19 protein-coding genes and 1 rRNA gene are annotated in these 17010 nt (G+C 27.1%); 2 read left to right on the top strand and 18 right to left on the bottom strand.

All coding sequences use genetic code 11. The features are described from left to right. The 5 genes from ACYUCG_RS13975 to ACYUCG_RS13955 form a co-directional block, all read right to left on the bottom strand. Positions 1-63 (bottom strand): 16S ribosomal RNA (locus tag ACYUCG_RS13975); the annotation flags it as partial. Between the two features lie 548 nt (positions 64-611). Beyond that, entirely contained in the window at positions 612-1295 is a 684-nt protein-coding gene (locus ACYUCG_RS13970; protein ID WP_110029815.1) for a deoxynucleoside kinase, read from the bottom strand. 19 nt (positions 1296-1314) lie between these two features. Further along, positions 1315-2253, bottom strand: a complete 939-nt coding sequence (locus ACYUCG_RS13965; protein WP_124040877.1) for a GNAT family N-acetyltransferase — start codon at positions 2251-2253, stop codon at positions 1315-1317. Positions 2254-2277: 24 nt separating this feature from the next. After that, positions 2278-3444, bottom strand: coding sequence for an MFS transporter (locus ACYUCG_RS13960; protein WP_003458175.1), 1167 nt, complete (start codon positions 3442-3444; stop codon positions 2278-2280). A gap of 291 nt (positions 3445-3735) precedes the next feature. Then, on the bottom strand, positions 3736-4497 hold the full coding sequence (locus ACYUCG_RS13955; protein ID WP_003450981.1) for a tRNA threonylcarbamoyladenosine dehydratase: 762 nt from the start codon (positions 4495-4497) through the stop codon (positions 3736-3738). A gap of 375 nt (positions 4498-4872) precedes the next feature. On the opposite strand from ACYUCG_RS13955, the gene ACYUCG_RS13950 reads away from it, so the two are divergent. Continuing rightward, entirely contained in the window at positions 4873-5568 is a 696-nt protein-coding gene (locus ACYUCG_RS13950) for a 5'-methylthioadenosine/adenosylhomocysteine nucleosidase (RefSeq protein WP_111743972.1), read from the top strand. Positions 5569-5623: 55 nt separating this feature from the next. Here the strand turns inward: ACYUCG_RS13950 and ACYUCG_RS13945 are convergent, their stop codons facing one another. The 11 genes from ACYUCG_RS13945 to dnaX form a co-directional block, all read right to left on the bottom strand. Next, positions 5624-6880: a DUF1015 domain-containing protein gene (locus ACYUCG_RS13945; RefSeq protein WP_415320010.1), complete on the bottom strand. Its 1257-nt coding sequence runs from the start codon at positions 6878-6880 to the stop codon at positions 5624-5626. Positions 6881-7026: 146 nt separating this feature from the next. Continuing rightward, positions 7027-7932, bottom strand: coding sequence for a D-2-hydroxyacid dehydrogenase (locus tag ACYUCG_RS13940; RefSeq protein ID WP_333959511.1), 906 nt, complete (start codon positions 7930-7932; stop codon positions 7027-7029). Positions 7933-8001: 69 nt separating this feature from the next. Continuing rightward, positions 8002-9078 (bottom strand): pyridoxal-phosphate-dependent aminotransferase family protein, encoded by a 1077-nt coding sequence (locus tag ACYUCG_RS13935; RefSeq protein WP_003472670.1) that lies wholly within the window; start codon positions 9076-9078, stop codon positions 8002-8004. A gap of 163 nt (positions 9079-9241) precedes the next feature. Then, positions 9242-9424: a hypothetical protein gene (locus ACYUCG_RS13930; protein ID WP_003450908.1), complete on the bottom strand. Its 183-nt coding sequence runs from the start codon at positions 9422-9424 to the stop codon at positions 9242-9244. A 68-nt stretch (positions 9425-9492) separates the two neighbouring features. Further along, positions 9493-9672 (bottom strand): hypothetical protein, encoded by a 180-nt coding sequence (locus tag ACYUCG_RS13925; protein ID WP_003450880.1) that lies wholly within the window; start codon positions 9670-9672, stop codon positions 9493-9495. A 150-nt stretch (positions 9673-9822) separates the two neighbouring features. Beyond that, complete coding sequence (locus tag ACYUCG_RS13920; RefSeq protein ID WP_415320009.1) at positions 9823-10974, bottom strand: ABC transporter permease; 1152 nt, start codon at positions 10972-10974, stop codon at positions 9823-9825. 274 nt (positions 10975-11248) lie between these two features. Further along, a complete protein-coding gene (locus ACYUCG_RS13915; RefSeq protein ID WP_460268773.1) occupies positions 11249-11527 on the bottom strand; it encodes a pro-sigmaK processing inhibitor BofA family protein in 279 nt (92 codons plus the stop codon). A 15-nt stretch (positions 11528-11542) separates the two neighbouring features. Continuing rightward, a complete protein-coding gene (locus ACYUCG_RS13910) occupies positions 11543-11821 on the bottom strand; it encodes a YaaL family protein (protein ID WP_003450842.1) in 279 nt (92 codons plus the stop codon). Between the two features lie 225 nt (positions 11822-12046). Further along, on the bottom strand, positions 12047-12643 hold the full coding sequence (recR, locus tag ACYUCG_RS13905) for a recombination mediator RecR (protein WP_003450875.1): 597 nt from the start codon (positions 12641-12643) through the stop codon (positions 12047-12049). Between the two features lie 97 nt (positions 12644-12740). Then, a complete protein-coding gene (locus tag ACYUCG_RS13900; protein ID WP_003458189.1) occupies positions 12741-13079 on the bottom strand; it encodes a YbaB/EbfC family nucleoid-associated protein in 339 nt (112 codons plus the stop codon). 111 nt (positions 13080-13190) lie between these two features. Further along, positions 13191-14834, bottom strand: coding sequence for a DNA polymerase III subunit gamma/tau (gene dnaX, locus ACYUCG_RS13895; protein WP_415320008.1), 1644 nt, complete (start codon positions 14832-14834; stop codon positions 13191-13193). 190 nt (positions 14835-15024) lie between these two features. Between dnaX and ACYUCG_RS13890 the strand changes: the two genes are divergently transcribed. Further along, positions 15025-15510: a dihydrofolate reductase gene (locus tag ACYUCG_RS13890; protein WP_283720025.1), complete on the top strand. Its 486-nt coding sequence runs from the start codon at positions 15025-15027 to the stop codon at positions 15508-15510. Positions 15511-15585: 75 nt separating this feature from the next. On the opposite strand, the gene ACYUCG_RS13885 is transcribed toward ACYUCG_RS13890, so the two are convergent. Then, positions 15586-16230, bottom strand: a complete 645-nt coding sequence (locus tag ACYUCG_RS13885) for an ATP-binding cassette domain-containing protein (protein ID WP_003464014.1) — start codon at positions 16228-16230, stop codon at positions 15586-15588. Between the two features lie 27 nt (positions 16231-16257). Beyond that, complete coding sequence (locus ACYUCG_RS13880; protein WP_111936246.1) at positions 16258-17010, bottom strand: hypothetical protein; 753 nt, start codon at positions 17008-17010, stop codon at positions 16258-16260.

Here is a 17010-nt window from a genome sequence, read left to right as displayed (position 1 = left end):
GACTTGCATGTGTTAAGCACGCCGCCAGCGTTCATCCTGAGCCAGGATCAAACTCTCAATTTAAAAGTTTAATCTATACTCATATTACTTATAAAAGAATTGCTGGTTTATGTTAATATCTTCTGTTTAATTTTCAAAGACCATTTCGTTGTCGCCCTCAAGCGACTTCTTTATTTTATCATCACTCTCGAACTTTGTCAACACTTTTTTTCAAAAAACTTTTTAAGTTGTTTTCTTTCAACTTATTGTCTTTTTTTGTTGCCCGTCCTTAGTGACAGGTATTATCTTAACACCATTTCTTTAATTTAATTTAAAATTTACTTTAGTTTTTGAAAAACATCCAAACTAATCTTTTAAATCCTTTTATTTTCTCTGTATATCATATATTGACACACTAGGAAAAGTTTATAGATATTATATTCAATTACTATTCATTTATGGATAGTTTTGTATGTTTAACCCTTGTAAAAATCTAAATTAATAATCAATTCTTTATTATAATTACCTTTTTTCCTTAAAATATTCATATAATTACTCAACTTAAATAAAAAAATACTTTAATAATATAAAAAAGAAGAGAATAACTAAATATCCTCTTCTTTTAAATAAACTTATTTATTATTTTCTAATTCGCTTAATTTCTTATCTATAAGATTTAAAACATATTCTCTATCTTCTGGTACATTTTCAAAATCTAACTCATCAACATTTATTCTTAATATAGGAGAGACATTATAGTTTTCAAAATACTCTCTATACTCATTATTAAGCTTCTCCCAATATTCTCTTTCAACTACTTGCTCGTAATCTCTACCTCTTTTTTGAATTCTCTTCATAGCTTCATCTACTGATATTTCTAGATATACCATTAATTTTGGTGCTTTAACATGCTCTAGCATATTTTCTAAAAGCTCTTTATATAATTCAAACTCTTCAACTGTCATTTCGCCCTTTTCACATAGCATCTTAGCAAATATAACATCTCCGTATATACTTCTATCCATAACTGAATTTTCTACAAGTCCAGCTTCTTTTATATGCTTGAATCTTTTATTTAAAAAGAATACTTGAAGCGGAAAAGAATATCTATTCCTATCATAATAGAATTTTTCTAATATAGGATTGTCCACCACAGGTTCCTCATAAGCTATTAATCCTCTCTCTGCTAAGATGTTCATTAAAGTACTTTTACCTACTCCAACAACTCCATCTACAACTATCATTTCCCAATTTCCTCCTCTATCTATCCTATCTAGTATCTCTCTGTAAAGATTATTTTTCGTATTTAGAGACAACATTGTTCCTCCTTAAGCCTTATAAGTCATCGTTCACCTTATAAAATATTTTATGATCTCTCCATTCACCATTAATGTATAAGTATTTTTCACTAATACCTAATTCATTAAATCCACAAGCTTTTAATACTCCTTGAGATCTAGAATTATCCATTAAGGTTGAAGCCTCTAGTCTATGTAAACCCATTTCTTCAAAAGCGTAACTACATACTGTATTAAGTGCTTCTTTCATATAGCCTTTTCCTTGATGCTCCTTATCTATGGAGTATCCAACAAAGGCATTTCTTAATATTCCATAGACTATATTAGATAATTTTATTTTTCCTATTAGTTTTTCATCTTTAAATATACCTAAATCAATTGAAGTTCCATCTATAAACTGTCTAAAACTTTCTGTTAAAATTTCCTTTTGTCCATCATAAGTATAAAAACCGCTATCCCTAGTAGGTTCATACTGTCTTAAATGCTCTTCATTTCTTATATAATAATCAAGCATTTCTTCTGTATTCTCTGGAGTTAAATTTCTAAGGGCTAATCTTTCAGTATTTAATTGAAACTGAACTAATTTAACCTTATCATTAAAGTCATTTATATTTATCCCCATAATATATTCATCTTTCTGAATACCATTGTTACATACATTATCTGATAATATACCCTCAAGCATAAAACCTAAATCTAAATAAGCATTAAAGTTTTTTATATCTGAAACAAAAAGATTAATTTTATATATGTCTTTTTCAGCAAATAAAACCTTTAAAATCTTTCTTAAAGTCTCTTTCATAAGTTTATAGTTATCTTCTTTGTAAAATTTAAATTTAACATCAACTTTTTTATTTTTACTATCTAAATCCTTCAAGAAAAATCTACCTAGTATTATGCCAACTTTATCTTTTACAACGTATTCCCTATCATTTCCTCTTATTGCTTCTATAAATACATTCTTATCAAAAGACATACTCTACTCTCCAATTTATATTTTTTACTTTACTAGCCTCTTCTTAGTATTTAAGTATAAGTAGAACATTAAAACGGCAGATAAAATTGCACTTGCAGGTATAATATAAAATGCCTTATCTGGTCCAACACTTTCATTTAACAATCCAATAGCCTTGTTAAGAATCATACCAACTAAACTAGCTGATGTTATTACAATACCTGTAATATATGCAACATTCTTATCAAAAACCTTACTAATAGTTAAAACTGTAGTTGGGAATGTTATTGAGAAGAATAATCCTGATACAGATATTATCACCATACCGTTTCTACCTAAAAGTAAACCTAAGATACAAAGTGCAGCTCCTATTATTAATGTTTTATATAATATATTGAAATATCCTCTTTTTTCTACTACAAATCCACCAAATAATCTTCCTATGGTGAATATAGCAAAAAATAGTGATAAATACATTCCTGCCTTTTGCTCATTTATATTATAACCATACTTCATGTAATTTACGAACCAATTTGATATACCCTGCTCTGTAAATACATATAATCCTAAGGCAAGCATATAGGCAACTATTACCTTATTTGATAAAGCTTCTATTATAGTCATCTTATCTTTTTCTTTAACTATTTCTGTTCTAGGTATTTTAACGAATATAAAGCATATGAATACTGCTAAGTAAACTAAACCTACAAAGAAATACATAGTTCTCCAGTTAACTCCTCTTGCAGTTAATGAACCAAATAATCCTTGGCCAACGGAAGAGCCTAACCCGTAGCAAGCATGCATAACATTCATTATTACGTTTTGTGCCGTTAATGCTAATATAGGAAGAACTGTATTACATGATATTGCAACCATGGCTATACCAGCACTACTTATTACCATTCCTGTATATAACATTAAATAGTTTTTTGTAAAAGATAAGAATATAAGTGATAAAAATATCACCATCAATCCAGCTAAAAATACCTTTTTCTGTCCAAACTTTTCGCAAAGCATTCCACCTATAAATGTTAATACCATATAAGCAGCTGAAGTAGAAATAAGTAAGTTACTTATAGTATTATCGTTAACTCCAAATTCCTGTTTAAATACTGGTATGAATATACCTTTAGTATTTTCAACTATAGCTGCTAAAATCATCATTATAAATAGAAAAGCTAATGCAACATAATTTTGCTTTTTACTGTTCATTATTACTTCTCCTTATTATTTAAAATAAATAAAACTTTATTAGATCTATATTATTAAAATATACTACTTTAAACCATAAAAAATATATAATCTATAGTAGTTATTTATAAAAAAACAAAAACATAAAAATTATACCATAAAAACATTGAATAGTGCTTAATTATGTATACTTACTATATATAATTAAAAACTTCTTTATATTTTAAAATCAAAAGCTTTATAAATAGAAAAAGAGCTTATATCAAAATAATTTTTATTATCATATTTTGATAAAGCCCAAATTTCTCTATATTAAATATATTCTTTTATTAAATCTTTAACCACTTCTGATGCTATTATCATACCAGCTACTGGAGGCACGAAAGATACACTTCCTGGTATTTGTCTTTTAGCTGAACATTTTTTAGTTCCACCAGTACAAACACATCCTGTTTTGCAAGTAACTACATCTTCAACCTTTGGTTTTCTAGGCATTTCTTCTGAATAAACAACCTTTAATTTCTTAACGCCTCTTTTTCTAAGTTCATATCTCATAACCTTAGCTAGCGGACATACCTTTGTATTGTATATATCAGCTACTTTAAACTCTGCTGGATTTAATTTGTTTCCAGTTCCCATTGAACTCATAAGTTTTATTCCTTTTTGTTCACAATAAACAGCAAGAGCTATCTTAGCTGAAACAGTATCAATGGCATCTACCACATAATCTACATCATCTGGTATTATTTCTTCTAAATTATCTGGAGTAACAAAAACTTGTATAGTTTCCACATTACAATTTCTATTTACTGAAAGAACTCTTTCCTTCATAACCTCTACTTTGTTTTTACTTATAGTTTTATATGTAGCATGTATTTGTCTGTTTAAATTTGTTAAACAAACAGTATCATCATCAACTAAAATTAAGTTTCCTACTCCTGCTCTAGCTAAAGCTTCTACAGTAAAGCTTCCTACTCCACCAACTCCAAATACCATAACTTTGCTCTTTGCTAATTTATCTAAAGCATCTTTACCTATTAGTAATTCTGTTCTTGACAATGAATGTTGTAACATAAACTTTCTCTCCTTCTTAAGTTAATAAAATTTCCCCTATGTTAATCCTTATAATATGTTCTAAAATAAATATCTCAAACTTATAATGTTTATTCTTATACTTAATAAACACACAAATTCATTAATATTATATACATTCTACTTAATATAAATAAAGTTTTTCATTTATATTAACATATAATTCTTTTAAAAACTTACTTCTATCTAGAAAATTTATATAAAATTTCTTGGATTAAGCCCTAATTTAAGTAAATTCTAATTAATAATAAAAGGCTAAAGTATGCTTTTAAATTGATTTACTTTCTAAATTTCTATGATATGATCTTTTTTTAATATATAATAACTTTATGAATTTAATTTGAGGAGGAATTTAAAATGACTTTAGGAATAATCGCCGCTATGAGCGAAGAATTAGAAATTCTTTTAAGAGACATGGAAGTAAAATCTAAAGAAACTAAGGCTAATATGACTTTCCACCAAGGTACTCTTTGGGGTCAAGAGGTTGTAGCCGTTGTATGTGGTATAGGTAAGGTTAATGCTGCCGTTTGTACTCAAATATTAATAAGTGAGTACAAAGTTAATAAGGTTATAAATGTTGGTGTTGCTGGTGGTATAGGCATGGAAATATATCCTGGGGATGTTGTTATAGCTAACTCATTAGTTCAATACGATATGGACACATCTGCCTTTGGAGATCCTATAGGACAAATACCAAGATTAGATACCTTTGATTTTAAATGTTCACAAGAATTAGTTGACCTTTGCGAAGAAGCTTGTAAAGAAAATGAAGAAATAAAGAGCTTCACTGGAAGAATAGTTACTGGTGACCAATTTGTTGCTAGTGTAGAAAAGGTTAAATGGTTAGAAGAGGAATTTGGAGCTTCTGCTTGTGAAATGGAAGGTGGAAGTATAGCTCACGTTTGTTACTTAAACAATATTCCATTCCTTGTTATAAGATCAATATCTGATAATGCAAATAATGGAGCACATATGGACTTCGCTGAGTTTACAGCTATAGGAGTTAAAAACTCTACTTCAATATTAAAATCAATGATTTTAAAAATGGCTTAATATAAAAGGATATTATCCAAAATAAGTTTTATTATATTTTGGATAATATCCATTTTTATATTTTATGAATGAATATTCCACTTCTAAGCTTAGGCTCAAACCATGTTGATTTTGGTGGCATTATTAACCCCTTATCAGAAATTTTCATTACCTCTTCTAGACTTGTTGGATAAAGAGCAAAAGCAACTTTCATATCCTCTGATACTCTTCTTTCTAATTCTTTAATCCCTCTTATACCTCCAACAAAATCTATTCTCTCATCATTTCTTACATCTTTTATTCCTAATATAGGCTCTAAAATATTATCTTGAAGTATAGAAACATCTAAATTTTTAACTAAATCAGTTTTTGTTTTTTCTATTAGTGAAATTTCATTTTTCTCTTTATACTCTAATTTGAACCAATCTCCATTAATATACATCCCAAATTCACCTTTATGTTTAGGTTTTGGATTATCTTCCTTATTTAATTTAGTTATTTGAAATTTTTCTTCTAATTTCAATAAAAATTCCTCTTCACTTAATCCATTTAAATCTTTAACTACTCTATTATAATCTATAACTGTAAGTTCTGTTTTAGGAAATAAAACTCCTAGGAAATAATTACATTCATCCTCAGGTAAGCATTCTCCCTTTTCTCTTCTTTCTAAACATACTTTTACAGCTGCTTCTGACCTATGATGTCCATCTGCTATATATATTGAATTAATTTCTTTAAATTCTTTTATTATTTCATCTATAATAGATTTATCATCTATCTTCCAAACTCTGTGCAAAACTCCATCATCAGAAATAAAATCATATAAAGGCTTTTCTAAAACTATTTTTGAAACTATATTACTTATTTTTTCTGAATCTCTATAGGTTAAAAATATTGGTCCTGTTTGAGCATTACAAGCTTTTATATGTTTTACTCTATCTTCTTCTTTTTTGTCTCTAGTAAATTCATGTTTTTTTATTGTGTTATTTAAATAATCATCAACAGATAAGCATGAAACAATTCCGCTTTGGGATTTTCCATCTAAAACCAACTCATAAATATATAAACAATCTTTTTCTTCTTTTATAAAAATATTGTTTTTAATAAATCTTTCCAAATTCTCTCCCGCTTTTTTATAAACCTCTTCAGAATACTCACTAATATTTTCTGGAAAATAAGTTTCAGCTTTATCAATATTTAAAAAGGAAAACTCATTGTTTTTTACTTCCTCTTTTGCTTCATCCCTACTCAAAACATCGTATGGTAATGCAGCAACTTTTTCTACTAAGTCCTTTCTTGGTCTTAAAGCTTTAAAAGCTTTTATATTAACCATATTCCTCACTCTCCCTCTAAAAATTAGCCCCTATTTTAATTATTATTAGATTACATTCATATATAAAATCAGTAATATTTAAAATAAGGCTTTTTTCTTTTTATCTAAAGTTTAATCTTTAAATCTACAGTTATATATTTTAAATTTTACTTATACATCTCTTCTTTTATTATATTTATAACTTCCTCCCCTATTTTCATCTGAGCCTCTTTTGTTGAAGCTCCAATATGAGGAGTTAAACTTACTTTAGGATGCTTTATTAATTCTAAATTTTTACTTGGCTCTTCTAAGAATACATCTAGTCCAACGCCACCTAAGGTTCCATCATTTAAACTAGTTATTATTGCCTCCTCATCTAGTGCTTTTCCCCTAGAAGTATTTATTATAAAGGCTCCCTTTTTAACCTTTTTTAATTCTTCACTTCCAATTATACTCTTAGTTCCAGAAATATTTATAGAAATAAAATCTGATTCTCTTAATAACTCATCAAATTCTACTTTTCTATAATTATTGTCTATATTCTTAATATCCATCAGATCAAAGTATATTATTTTCATACCTAAAGCTGTACATTTCTTAGCTAATTCAGATCCTATTCTTCCCATACCTATAATTCCAAGAGTTTTTCCTTCAAGCTCAACACCAACATAATCTTTCTTTTTCCAAAGACCATCTTTCATAGTTATATTAGATTGATTTAAAAATCTTGCTAAAGAGAACATATGGGCTAATATAATCTCTGCAACTGATGAAGAACTTGCATTAGGAGTATTTCTTACTTTAATTCCATTTTGTTCAGCATATTTAACATCTATATTATCAAGTCCTACTCCACCTCTTATAATTAATTTTAAGTTTCCACCTTTAATCGCTTCATCTATTAATTCTCTTGTAATTTTTGTGGCAGACCTTATAACTATACAGTCTACTTCTTTTATTTTTTCTTTTAAATCCTCTATATCATAATGATTAGTATCAACATCACAACCTAGCATTTCCAAATTGCTAATAGCTTTTTTATCTAATCCATCATTTAAAAGTATTCTTAACATATCAAAATAGCCCCCTTAATAAATTATTTAGTATAAAAGAAACCCACACTAATCAGTGTGGGCTTAAATTTATTCCAATTCTAAAATTTCATTTATATTGCTTAATAATTCTTTTATATCTTTAACTTGGCAGTCAGCCATGTGTGCTATTCTAAATGTCTTATCCTTTAGCTTTCCATACCCATTAGATATCTGAAATCCTCTTTTTCCAAGTTCCTTATTTAAAGCCCCAATATCTATATTTTTATTATTTTTTATAGTTGTAAGGGTATTTGAATAGTACCCCTTTTCAGGATAAATTTCAAAGTATTTTTCTGCCCATTCTCTAACTATTTTAGCCATTTCAATATGTCTATTGAATCTATTTTCTAGCCCTTCTACATTTAATATATAATCTAACTGGTAATCTAAAGCATACATATGTGAAATAGAAGGCGTTGATGGATATTGATAATCCTTCTTTTTAATATATTTATATAAAGCTAATAAATCTAAATATGTTCCTCTAAACTTAACCTTTTCTGCTCTTTCCCTAGCTCTTTCTGAAAATGTACATATTGCTATTCCTGGAGGAAGACCTAAAGCTTTTTGTGAAGAAGTAATACATATATCTATATTAAGTTTATCCACCTCTATTTTACTTCCACCTGCAGAACTAACTGCATCAACACAGAATATAACCTCTGGATATTTCCTTATAACTTTGCTTATTGCTTCTAAATCATTCATAACCCCTGTAGATGTTTCATTATGAGTTACTGTTATTAAATCATACTGTCCAGTTTTAAGAACTGAATCAATTAAGTCTACATTAATACTTTTTCCCCAAGGAACTTCAAATTTATCCACAGGAACATTATTACTTATCCCCATTTCATACCATCTATCACCAAAAGCCCCCACAGAAAATACAGCAGCCTTCTTTAAAGTACAACTTCTTATAGCTCCCTCCATTAATCCACTTCCTGAAGTTGTTGATAAAAGTATTTCATTATTAGTAAAAAATAATTTCCTTAAATTATCGCTTATTCTTCTTTGTAATTGAGATGCCTCTTTACTTCTATGCCCAATCATAGGAGTAGCCATTTTTTCTAATACTTCCTCTCTTACCTCCACAGGTCCTGGTATAAATAACTTTTTATGCATGTAATCCCCTTCTTTACTTGAACAATTATTTTATTTATTAGTATATAATAAATTTTCTTCATTGGTGATACAAAAATAAATAAAAATAATTATAAATTACCTTTTTAGAAATAAAAAAAGACCTATATCAAAAAAATATTGATTAAGGTCTTTCAAATATAAATTAAATCATATCCTGTAAAATGTTGAATTTATTTTCCATTTCCTTTTCACAAGTTCCACTATGAAACTCATTGCAATTTAAACAGCTTTTACAAGAATTCATTGAAGATACTGCCTCTCTATGCCTAGCTGAATAATCAACACAATTTTCTGCTATATCTATAAATTCTTCACTAATAGCCATACAAATTCTCCTTTCTCAGAACAATACTATATACTTAGTATTTTCTAAGAAAGTTTTTTTATACTAATTTATTCCTCTTCATCATTCCAAAATAAAACTGACTCTGTTTCTCTACAGTATTTTACACATATACATTGTCCTAAATTTCTAGGGCAAAGTCTACAAAGACAATTTTTTTCTGTTCCATCACATCTATCATTCTTAAAATCTATACAATACTTACAATTTATACTTGTTCCAACAGCCATAACAAACCTCCTGTTCCTCTCTTACATACAGTTAAAAGTATATCACTTTTAATCTTTTCTTTAAAACAAAAAGATTCTTATAAATATTATATTTATTTAAATTGTAAGTTTAAAAGGAATACTACTATATTTGTTTAATTCTCATTTATCTTATAAACTATTATTAAAATTTTCTTCCTTATCAATTGTATTATTATTATCTAAAAACCCTGTAGTTTCATCAAATTCAATATAATCACCTATACAAGGTTGAATTTCATTGCATACTTCAATATTATCTTCTATTAAATCCTTATTTAATATCCTTCTTCTATATAAAATCTCTAAAAAAACAAATAATAAAACCATAGAAATTAAAGATGCAATGTTAACTATAAAGGTTCCCTTAACATAACTTACACTTGGAATAAACATTATAATTAAATATCCTACGGCATGTACAAATACAAATCCAATTAATATACTCATAAAAATATAAATAAAATATCTAGGTATTTCAAAGAAATATGGTCTATCTAAATATTTAAAATTCATTATTTTTAAAATTAATCTTGAAAGATAAATAAGTAATACTGAAATTAACACTAAGATTATTATAAATATAAACTGTCTCCCTAAAGAAAAAGAATTGGTATCAAAATCTAAATTTAATAAATTAAAAATTAATAAGACTTTCTCACCAATAAAACTCAAGAAGTTTCTAACCCAAATAAGTTTATCACTAATTAAAAGCTCACTTACTGAAAATATTAAAATTAAACCCTCCATAAAAAATATTGGAAATATTCCAGCAAACATTCTATCCTTAACAATTAAATTCATAATAAAAATTATTGAAGTAAATAATAATCCTAATGTTATGAAATAAAGAAAACTTATAATAAGCTTATCTAAACTAAAAGCATTTCTATATGGTATATAAAAAATTAATTTTATAAATATGTTAATTAACATAGGTATTAGAGAAACTCCATAAATTAAAATAACTTTAGAAAAGAAATATTTCTTTGTATTCTCCTCTCCCACAGCTAAATTTTCATTTAGCTCCTTTTCTTTATCCTCAAATAAAAATCCAACACTCCAAACTAAAAATAAAAATAATAAAAATTTATCTATATTCCCCATTGAAAAACATTTATTTATTATGGAAATATCTAAATTCCCTTGCCTTGCCTGAAAAAAGTATCTTATCATATTGTAATTTCCCATTAAAAAGAAATAAGCTATTCCTAAAACTATTATTCCTCTAATCCCTCTAGACTTATATTTACCTAGAATTAAGCTATTAAATAAACTCTCCATAAAATTCTCCATTCACTAAAGTATAAATTCTCTATAAATATACTTTTATAAATATATTTTTATGATTTTTATTTCTTTAAGTAGCAAATTTTATTTAAAAACATATATTAATATAAAGAGTGATTAATTGCTTCTTCATTTTTTGACTACTCCTCTCCTTAGAAAAGGAAGAAGTGCTTAATACATTCCTTGCTTACTTTGCAAGTTTCCTCCCATCTAAAAATAAAAAAACAGGTGATTTCACCTGTTTTTTTATTTATATAAATTCTTATATTTATCTAACAAAAACTTGGAATAATATCATTAAAACTACTCCAGGTATTCCTAAAATACCTGCTATTAAAGCAGTTAATAAGTTTATTCCTATAGTTATGCCAAAATAAGCTCCAAAGTAATTAACAATCATAAGTAGTATAGCCCCAAAGATACTATTAATAACTAAGCCTATTATTTTCCCTATTGATCCAAATATTAATCTTAAAATTAATATTGCAACAAGCACTCCTACAATTAGAAGAATTATATCATCTAAGGATAACGCTCCTATATCCATAAATCTACCACCTTTTTAAATTATACTTATCCTAGCATTCTTAAATATATGTTCCATACTAACTTTTATACCTCTTTTTTTAGCTTCTCTTATTAGGTATTCATATCTAGCGTTAATATCTTGCTCTTTATATATTAAAGATTCTATAAGTTTATCATCACAAGCATTTTGAAAAGCTGATCTTGCAACCTCCATTTCTAGTATGGTTTGCTCAATAGCTTTTAATATTTCCTCATCTTGATTTGAATAATCTATCTTTTTTATTAAGTAATCAGAAATTTTCTTTTTATCCATAACTAACACCTCCAACTTATTCCTTTGGAATTATTTCCAAAATGTCCAAGTTATATTCAGGTGTTATAAAGATTTAACTTTGTATTTTAACTTTTTAACTAGTTAATTCCCCTTGTGTTTATATTGTTTAATTACCATTATAAAGATTTAATACTGTATTTTAAGCTCAATTTGTATTATAAAATAATTTATATCTTATTTAGAATCACAAGCCCTAAATAATATTTATATAACAGTTCTACCTTCTAAGGCTTTAGATAAAGTTACTTCATCTGCATACTCTAAATCTCCCCCAACTGGGATTCCTGCTGCAATTCTAGTAACCTTAACATCTAATGGTTTTAATATCTTTGAAATATACATAGCTGTAGCTTCCCCTTCAATAGTAGGGTTTGTAGCTACAATAACCTCTTTTACGTCTCCGCTCATTCTTGCTACTAGTTCTCTTATTCTTATATCCTGTGGTCCTCTTCCTTGCATTGGAGAAATAGTTCCATGTAAAACATGATATAAACCATTAAATTCTTTAACTTTTTCCATTGTCATAATATCCTTGGGTTGTTCAACCACACATATTATATCTTTTTCTCTATTAGGATTTGAACATATTGCACATGGATCTGTATCTGTAAAGTTACCACATACAGAACAATATTTAATAGTTCCTCTTGCTTTGACTAAGGCATTTGCAAATTCCTCTACCTCATCCTTTGGCAAATTTAAAATATGTAAAGTTAACCTTTGAGCTGATTTTTTTCCTATACTAGGTAATTTTGCAAACTCTTCAATTAACTTTTCTATAGCTACTGGATAAAATTCCATCCTTTTTCCTCCTATTATTTAAACTAAATTCTCTCTATTTATAAAAAACTCCGCTGAGAAGTTTCAGCAGAGTTTTCAAATTTAATAAGTATTTCTATTAGAATAATCCTGGCATTCCCATTCCACCAGTTAATTTACCCATCTTTTCTGAAGTTTCTTCAGAAGCTTTTTCTAAAGCTTGCTTAACAGCTGAGAAAACTAGATCTTCTAACATTTCAACATCATCTGGATCTACAACTTCTGGCTTTATATTAAGTGCGATTAATTCTTTCTTTCCGTTAACTTTTGCAACAACTGCACCGCCGCCAGCTGAGCCTTCGAATTCTGATGCTTCGATTTCCTCTTGCATTGATTGCATTTGTTTTTGAAGCATTTGTGCTTGCTTCATTAAATTATTCATGTTTCCCATTCCGCCTGGAAATCCACCTCTTGCCATACTTACATCCTCCTTAAAAATTAACTCCTTAATATTATATAGTATTTTTGAAAAATTTACTATAATATTAGATTATATGCTTAACCATTATTATTTGGTTACAATTTTATTCTATTCTTCAACTATTTCTAGACCATCACCCATAATACCTGAAAGTCTAGCTTCTAAATCAGCTTCCTCAGCTTTTTCCTCTTCTGTTCCTTGTTCTACACTATATACAACTCTTACAGGTTCCTTTAAAACTTCTGAAAATATATCATTTACTATTTTAGAGAAATCATGTTTTTCAAGTCTTTCTTTATTATGTCTATATTCATAAGTATATCTAAATTCAACAACACCTTTGTTACAAGAAACTTTGCTTATACCCTTTGCTAAGGCTATATAAACCATATACTTTCCTCTGCTCTTAAAGGTTTCAAGTATATCTTTCCAAACCTTTCTTAAATACTCTGGTGTTAGGGTTGAATTTTCATTTACTACCTCATAATTATTTGAACTTTGAGTAACATTCTGTTGTTTATTATTTAAAGTTTTATTATTTGAAGTCTCATTTGAAACTTGTGATTTAACCTCTTCTAAATTAGTATTAACCTGTATATTTCCACTTCTTATTGCTTGTTCTAACTTATTTATTCTTGCAAGCATAACTTCCTTAGATGTATCATACTCTATTTTGCACATTTTTATTACTGCAAGCTCTAAATAAACTCTAGCCTGCTTGCTAAGTTTAGCCTCTTCATCACATTCTTGCACAATTCTTATGCATCTCATGATTTCTTCAACCTTTAACTTAGCACCTTGAACTTTAAGTTTTTCTATATTTTCCTCAGCAGTATCTAAAACTTCCTCTGGATTTGAAGTTACCTTTATCATAAGCAAGTTTCTATAATGAACTATTAAGTCCTTTATGAAAAGAGTCATATCCTTTCCTGTAAGAACTAATTCTTCTATTATTTCCATAGCACTTTCTATATCTCTTTTTATTATAGAATCTACTATTTTAAATAAATTATCATTAGTTACAAGACCTAACATAGAAACTAATTCATCATAATCTACCTTACCATCCCCTATAGAAATAGCTTGATCTAATATACTTAAAGAGTCTCTCATAGCTCCATCAGATACTCTTGCAACAAGGTCTAAGCTCTTATCATCACAGAATATACCTTGCTCAGTAACTATTTTTCTTAATCTTCCTGTTATATCTTTTCTACTAATCCTTTTGAAGTCAAACCTTTGACATCTTGACAGTATAGTTATAGGTAATTTTTGAGGATCTGTTGTAGCCAAAATAAAGACTACATTCTTTGGTGGCTCTTCTAAAGTCTTTAAAAAAGCATTAACTGCCCCAATAGAAAGCATGTGAACCTCATCCATTATGTAAACTTTAAATCTAGCTTCTTGAGGCGGGTATTGAACATCATCAATTATATCCCTTATGTTATCTACCCCATTGTTTGAAGCTGCATCAAGTTCAGTTATATCTATTGCTAATCCTTCATTTATTTTTTTACACATCTCACACTGATTACAAGGCTCTCCGTCTTTTAAATCTAAACAGTTTAAAGCCTTAGCCATTACCTTAGCTGTAGAGGTTTTACCAGTTCCTCTAGTACCACAAAATAAATATGCATGAGCTGTTCTTTCATTTATTATCTGATTTTTTAATGTAGTGGTTATATGCTCTTGACCTACAACATCGTTAAAGGTTTGTGGTCTCCACTCTCTATACAAAGCTTTATATGCCAAATTATTCACCTCTCTAAGCCTGTATTAACATATAATTATTATACATCAAAACAAGCCATAATACCTATCACACTTATTTTATATTTTTCTTAGTTAAACCATTATATCATGATTAATATTTTCTTTTTTAAAAATAAATATATAATTATCTTAATAATATTTTTATGTTAACCTTGAAAGGATTTTTTATATGTTTTCTATAATTGTTGCCAAAAGTATTAATAATATCATTGGAGTTAATAATAAAATGCCTTGGAATATTCCATCTGATTTAAAAAGATTTAAAGAACTTACTATGGGTAAAAAAATATTAATGGGAAGAAAAACCTTTGAATCCCTTCCTTTTGTTTTACCTGGAAGAACTCATTTAGTTTTAACTACAAAAAAAGATTTTTCTTATAACCATAAGGACGTAATTATTTATAATGATTTAAATAAGCTTATTTCTGAGTATAAAGATAGCATGGAAGAAATTTTTGTAATAGGTGGTGGAAAAATATATTCTGAGCTTTTAAAATATGCTTCAAAATTATATATAACTGAAGTCTTAAAGGAATATAAAGGAGATACCTATTTTCCTAAAGTAGATTATTCTAAATGGATAAAAACTTACGAAAGTTCTATTTATGAAGAGAATGATACTAAATTTAAATATGTAATATATGAAATTTTATAATATATAATAAAACCGAATATATTTTAATTGAAAAATATCAATAAAATATATTCGGTAAATAATATTAAAAGCAAATTATATTCTTTCGCTCAAAACTCCATTTTCCATAGTGTATACACAATCACATATTTCATCTATATCGTCACTATTATGACTTGCTAATAAAATTGTAACAGAGTTAGACTTTAGCTTTAATAAAATTTCTCTAATTTGTTTTACACCTTCTGAATCAAGACCATTCATAGGTTCATCAAGTATCAATAGTTTAGGATTCTCCATAAGAGCTTGGGCAATACCTAATCTTTGCTTCATACCTAAAGAAAATTTCTTTACTGTTTTTTTATCTTCAGGATCTAGCCCTACTAAAGCGATTGTTTCTTTTATTCTTTCATCACTTATTTTATTGTTTATACTAGCTAATATTTTTAAATTTTTAAAAGCAGAATATTGAAGTAAAAATCCCGGATTTTCAATAATCATTCCTACATCATCTGGAAAACTTCCATTCTTTATAACCTTATCAAATACAGTTATACTACCCTCTGTTGTATTAATTAAACCGCAAATAGCTTTAAATAACATACTTTTTCCTGATCCATTCCTACCAACTATTCCATATGCTTTCCCACTCTCAAGTTGTAAATTAACTTTATTAAGTACTTTTGTACCTTTTATATCTTTTGTTAAGTTAGAAATTTCTACAACATTTCTATTTCCCATGTATTTTTTCCTCCTACCCCTATATGTTTAATACGTAATATCTAATAAATCTCTCTTTACTATTAATCTATTAATAATAACTAAATTAATAAATATAAGTATTCCTAAAAATATAAATGACCAATTATAACTAAAATTATAAATTATATGTTTTGATAATATCCCTTGATTTAATGGAATAAACTTATCTATATTAAAAATATTTCCTATGGAAATTGATACATAAAATTCTACTATTAAAATTAAAAATGATTTAATGTGACTTTTAGTAACCATTATATTAAAAATATACACAGTTATAGCGTAGTAACTGGATAATGATAATAATACAACAATTTGTAAAGTATCAATTATATTGCTAAAATTAAAACCTTTATTTAATATAGCTGTAAATATAAATTCAATAAAAGTTCCTAAAGCAAAATATATAATACAAGCTAAAAAGCACGTAATTTGTAAACAGATATTCCAATACTGTTTATTTCCTAATCGTGGTATAACATAGATACTTCTTGTACTAAGTTCATTAAATATATAATTTCCAATAATATATATTAAAAAAGCTTGATAAAATGTCCATGTAAATATTTCAGATATATTATCTAAATTAATTGGTCCAGCAAATATAACTTCAAGAATTTCATTAAAACTAAAATTGGAATCATAATTATTAATTTTTACTGAAAAAACATAAATAAAAATAACAATTATAAAAATTAAATTTTTAATGGAAAATATTGATCTTAAATTATTACTTATAATATTTAAATATTTTTTCAT

The sequence above is a fragment of the Clostridium sp. CTA-17 genome (genome assembly GCF_054767895.1).
The sequence above is the reverse complement of the archived record's forward strand: the minus strand, read 5'-3'. Positions and strand labels throughout refer to the sequence as shown.

Excerpts from the sequence above, each read along its gene's own strand:
- ACYUCG_RS13935 (WP_003472670.1), bottom strand. The coding sequence starts at position 9,078 with ATGCATAAAAAGTTATTTATACCAGGACCTGTGGAGGTAAGAGAGGAA.
- ACYUCG_RS13950 (WP_111743972.1), top strand. The coding sequence starts at position 4,873 with ATGACTTTAGGAATAATCGCCGCTATGAGCGAAGAATTAGAAATTCTT.
- ACYUCG_RS13920 (WP_415320009.1), bottom strand. The coding sequence starts at position 10,974 with ATGGAGAGTTTATTTAATAGCTTAATTCTAGGTAAATATAAGTCTAGA.
- ACYUCG_RS13885 (WP_003464014.1), bottom strand. The coding sequence starts at position 16,230 with ATGGGAAATAGAAATGTTGTAGAAATTTCTAACTTAACAAAAGATATA.
- ACYUCG_RS13930 (WP_003450908.1), bottom strand. The coding sequence starts at position 9,424 with ATGGCTATTAGTGAAGAATTTATAGATATAGCAGAAAATTGTGTTGAT.
- ACYUCG_RS13940 (WP_333959511.1), bottom strand. The coding sequence starts at position 7,932 with ATGTTAAGAATACTTTTAAATGATGGATTAGATAAAAAAGCTATTAGC.
- ACYUCG_RS13960 (WP_003458175.1), bottom strand. The coding sequence starts at position 3,444 with ATGAACAGTAAAAAGCAAAATTATGTTGCATTAGCTTTTCTATTTATA.
- ACYUCG_RS13880 (WP_111936246.1), bottom strand. The coding sequence starts at position 17,010 with ATGAAAAAATATTTAAATATTATAAGTAATAATTTAAGATCAATATTT.
- ACYUCG_RS13955 (WP_003450981.1), bottom strand. The coding sequence starts at position 4,497 with ATGTTACAACATTCATTGTCAAGAACAGAATTACTAATAGGTAAAGAT.
- ACYUCG_RS13890 (WP_283720025.1), top strand. The coding sequence starts at position 15,025 with ATGTTTTCTATAATTGTTGCCAAAAGTATTAATAATATCATTGGAGTT.
- ACYUCG_RS13900 (WP_003458189.1), bottom strand. The coding sequence starts at position 13,079 with ATGGCAAGAGGTGGATTTCCAGGCGGAATGGGAAACATGAATAATTTA.
- ACYUCG_RS13915 (WP_460268773.1), bottom strand. The coding sequence starts at position 11,527 with ATGGATATAGGAGCGTTATCCTTAGATGATATAATTCTTCTAATTGTA.
- recR (WP_003450875.1), bottom strand. The coding sequence starts at position 12,643 with ATGGAATTTTATCCAGTAGCTATAGAAAAGTTAATTGAAGAGTTTGCA.
- ACYUCG_RS13910 (WP_003450842.1), bottom strand. The coding sequence starts at position 11,821 with ATGGATAAAAAGAAAATTTCTGATTACTTAATAAAAAAGATAGATTAT.
- ACYUCG_RS13965 (WP_124040877.1), bottom strand. The coding sequence starts at position 2,253 with ATGTCTTTTGATAAGAATGTATTTATAGAAGCAATAAGAGGAAATGAT.
- ACYUCG_RS13945 (WP_415320010.1), bottom strand. The coding sequence starts at position 6,880 with ATGGTTAATATAAAAGCTTTTAAAGCTTTAAGACCAAGAAAGGACTTA.
- ACYUCG_RS13925 (WP_003450880.1), bottom strand. The coding sequence starts at position 9,672 with ATGGCTGTTGGAACAAGTATAAATTGTAAGTATTGTATAGATTTTAAG.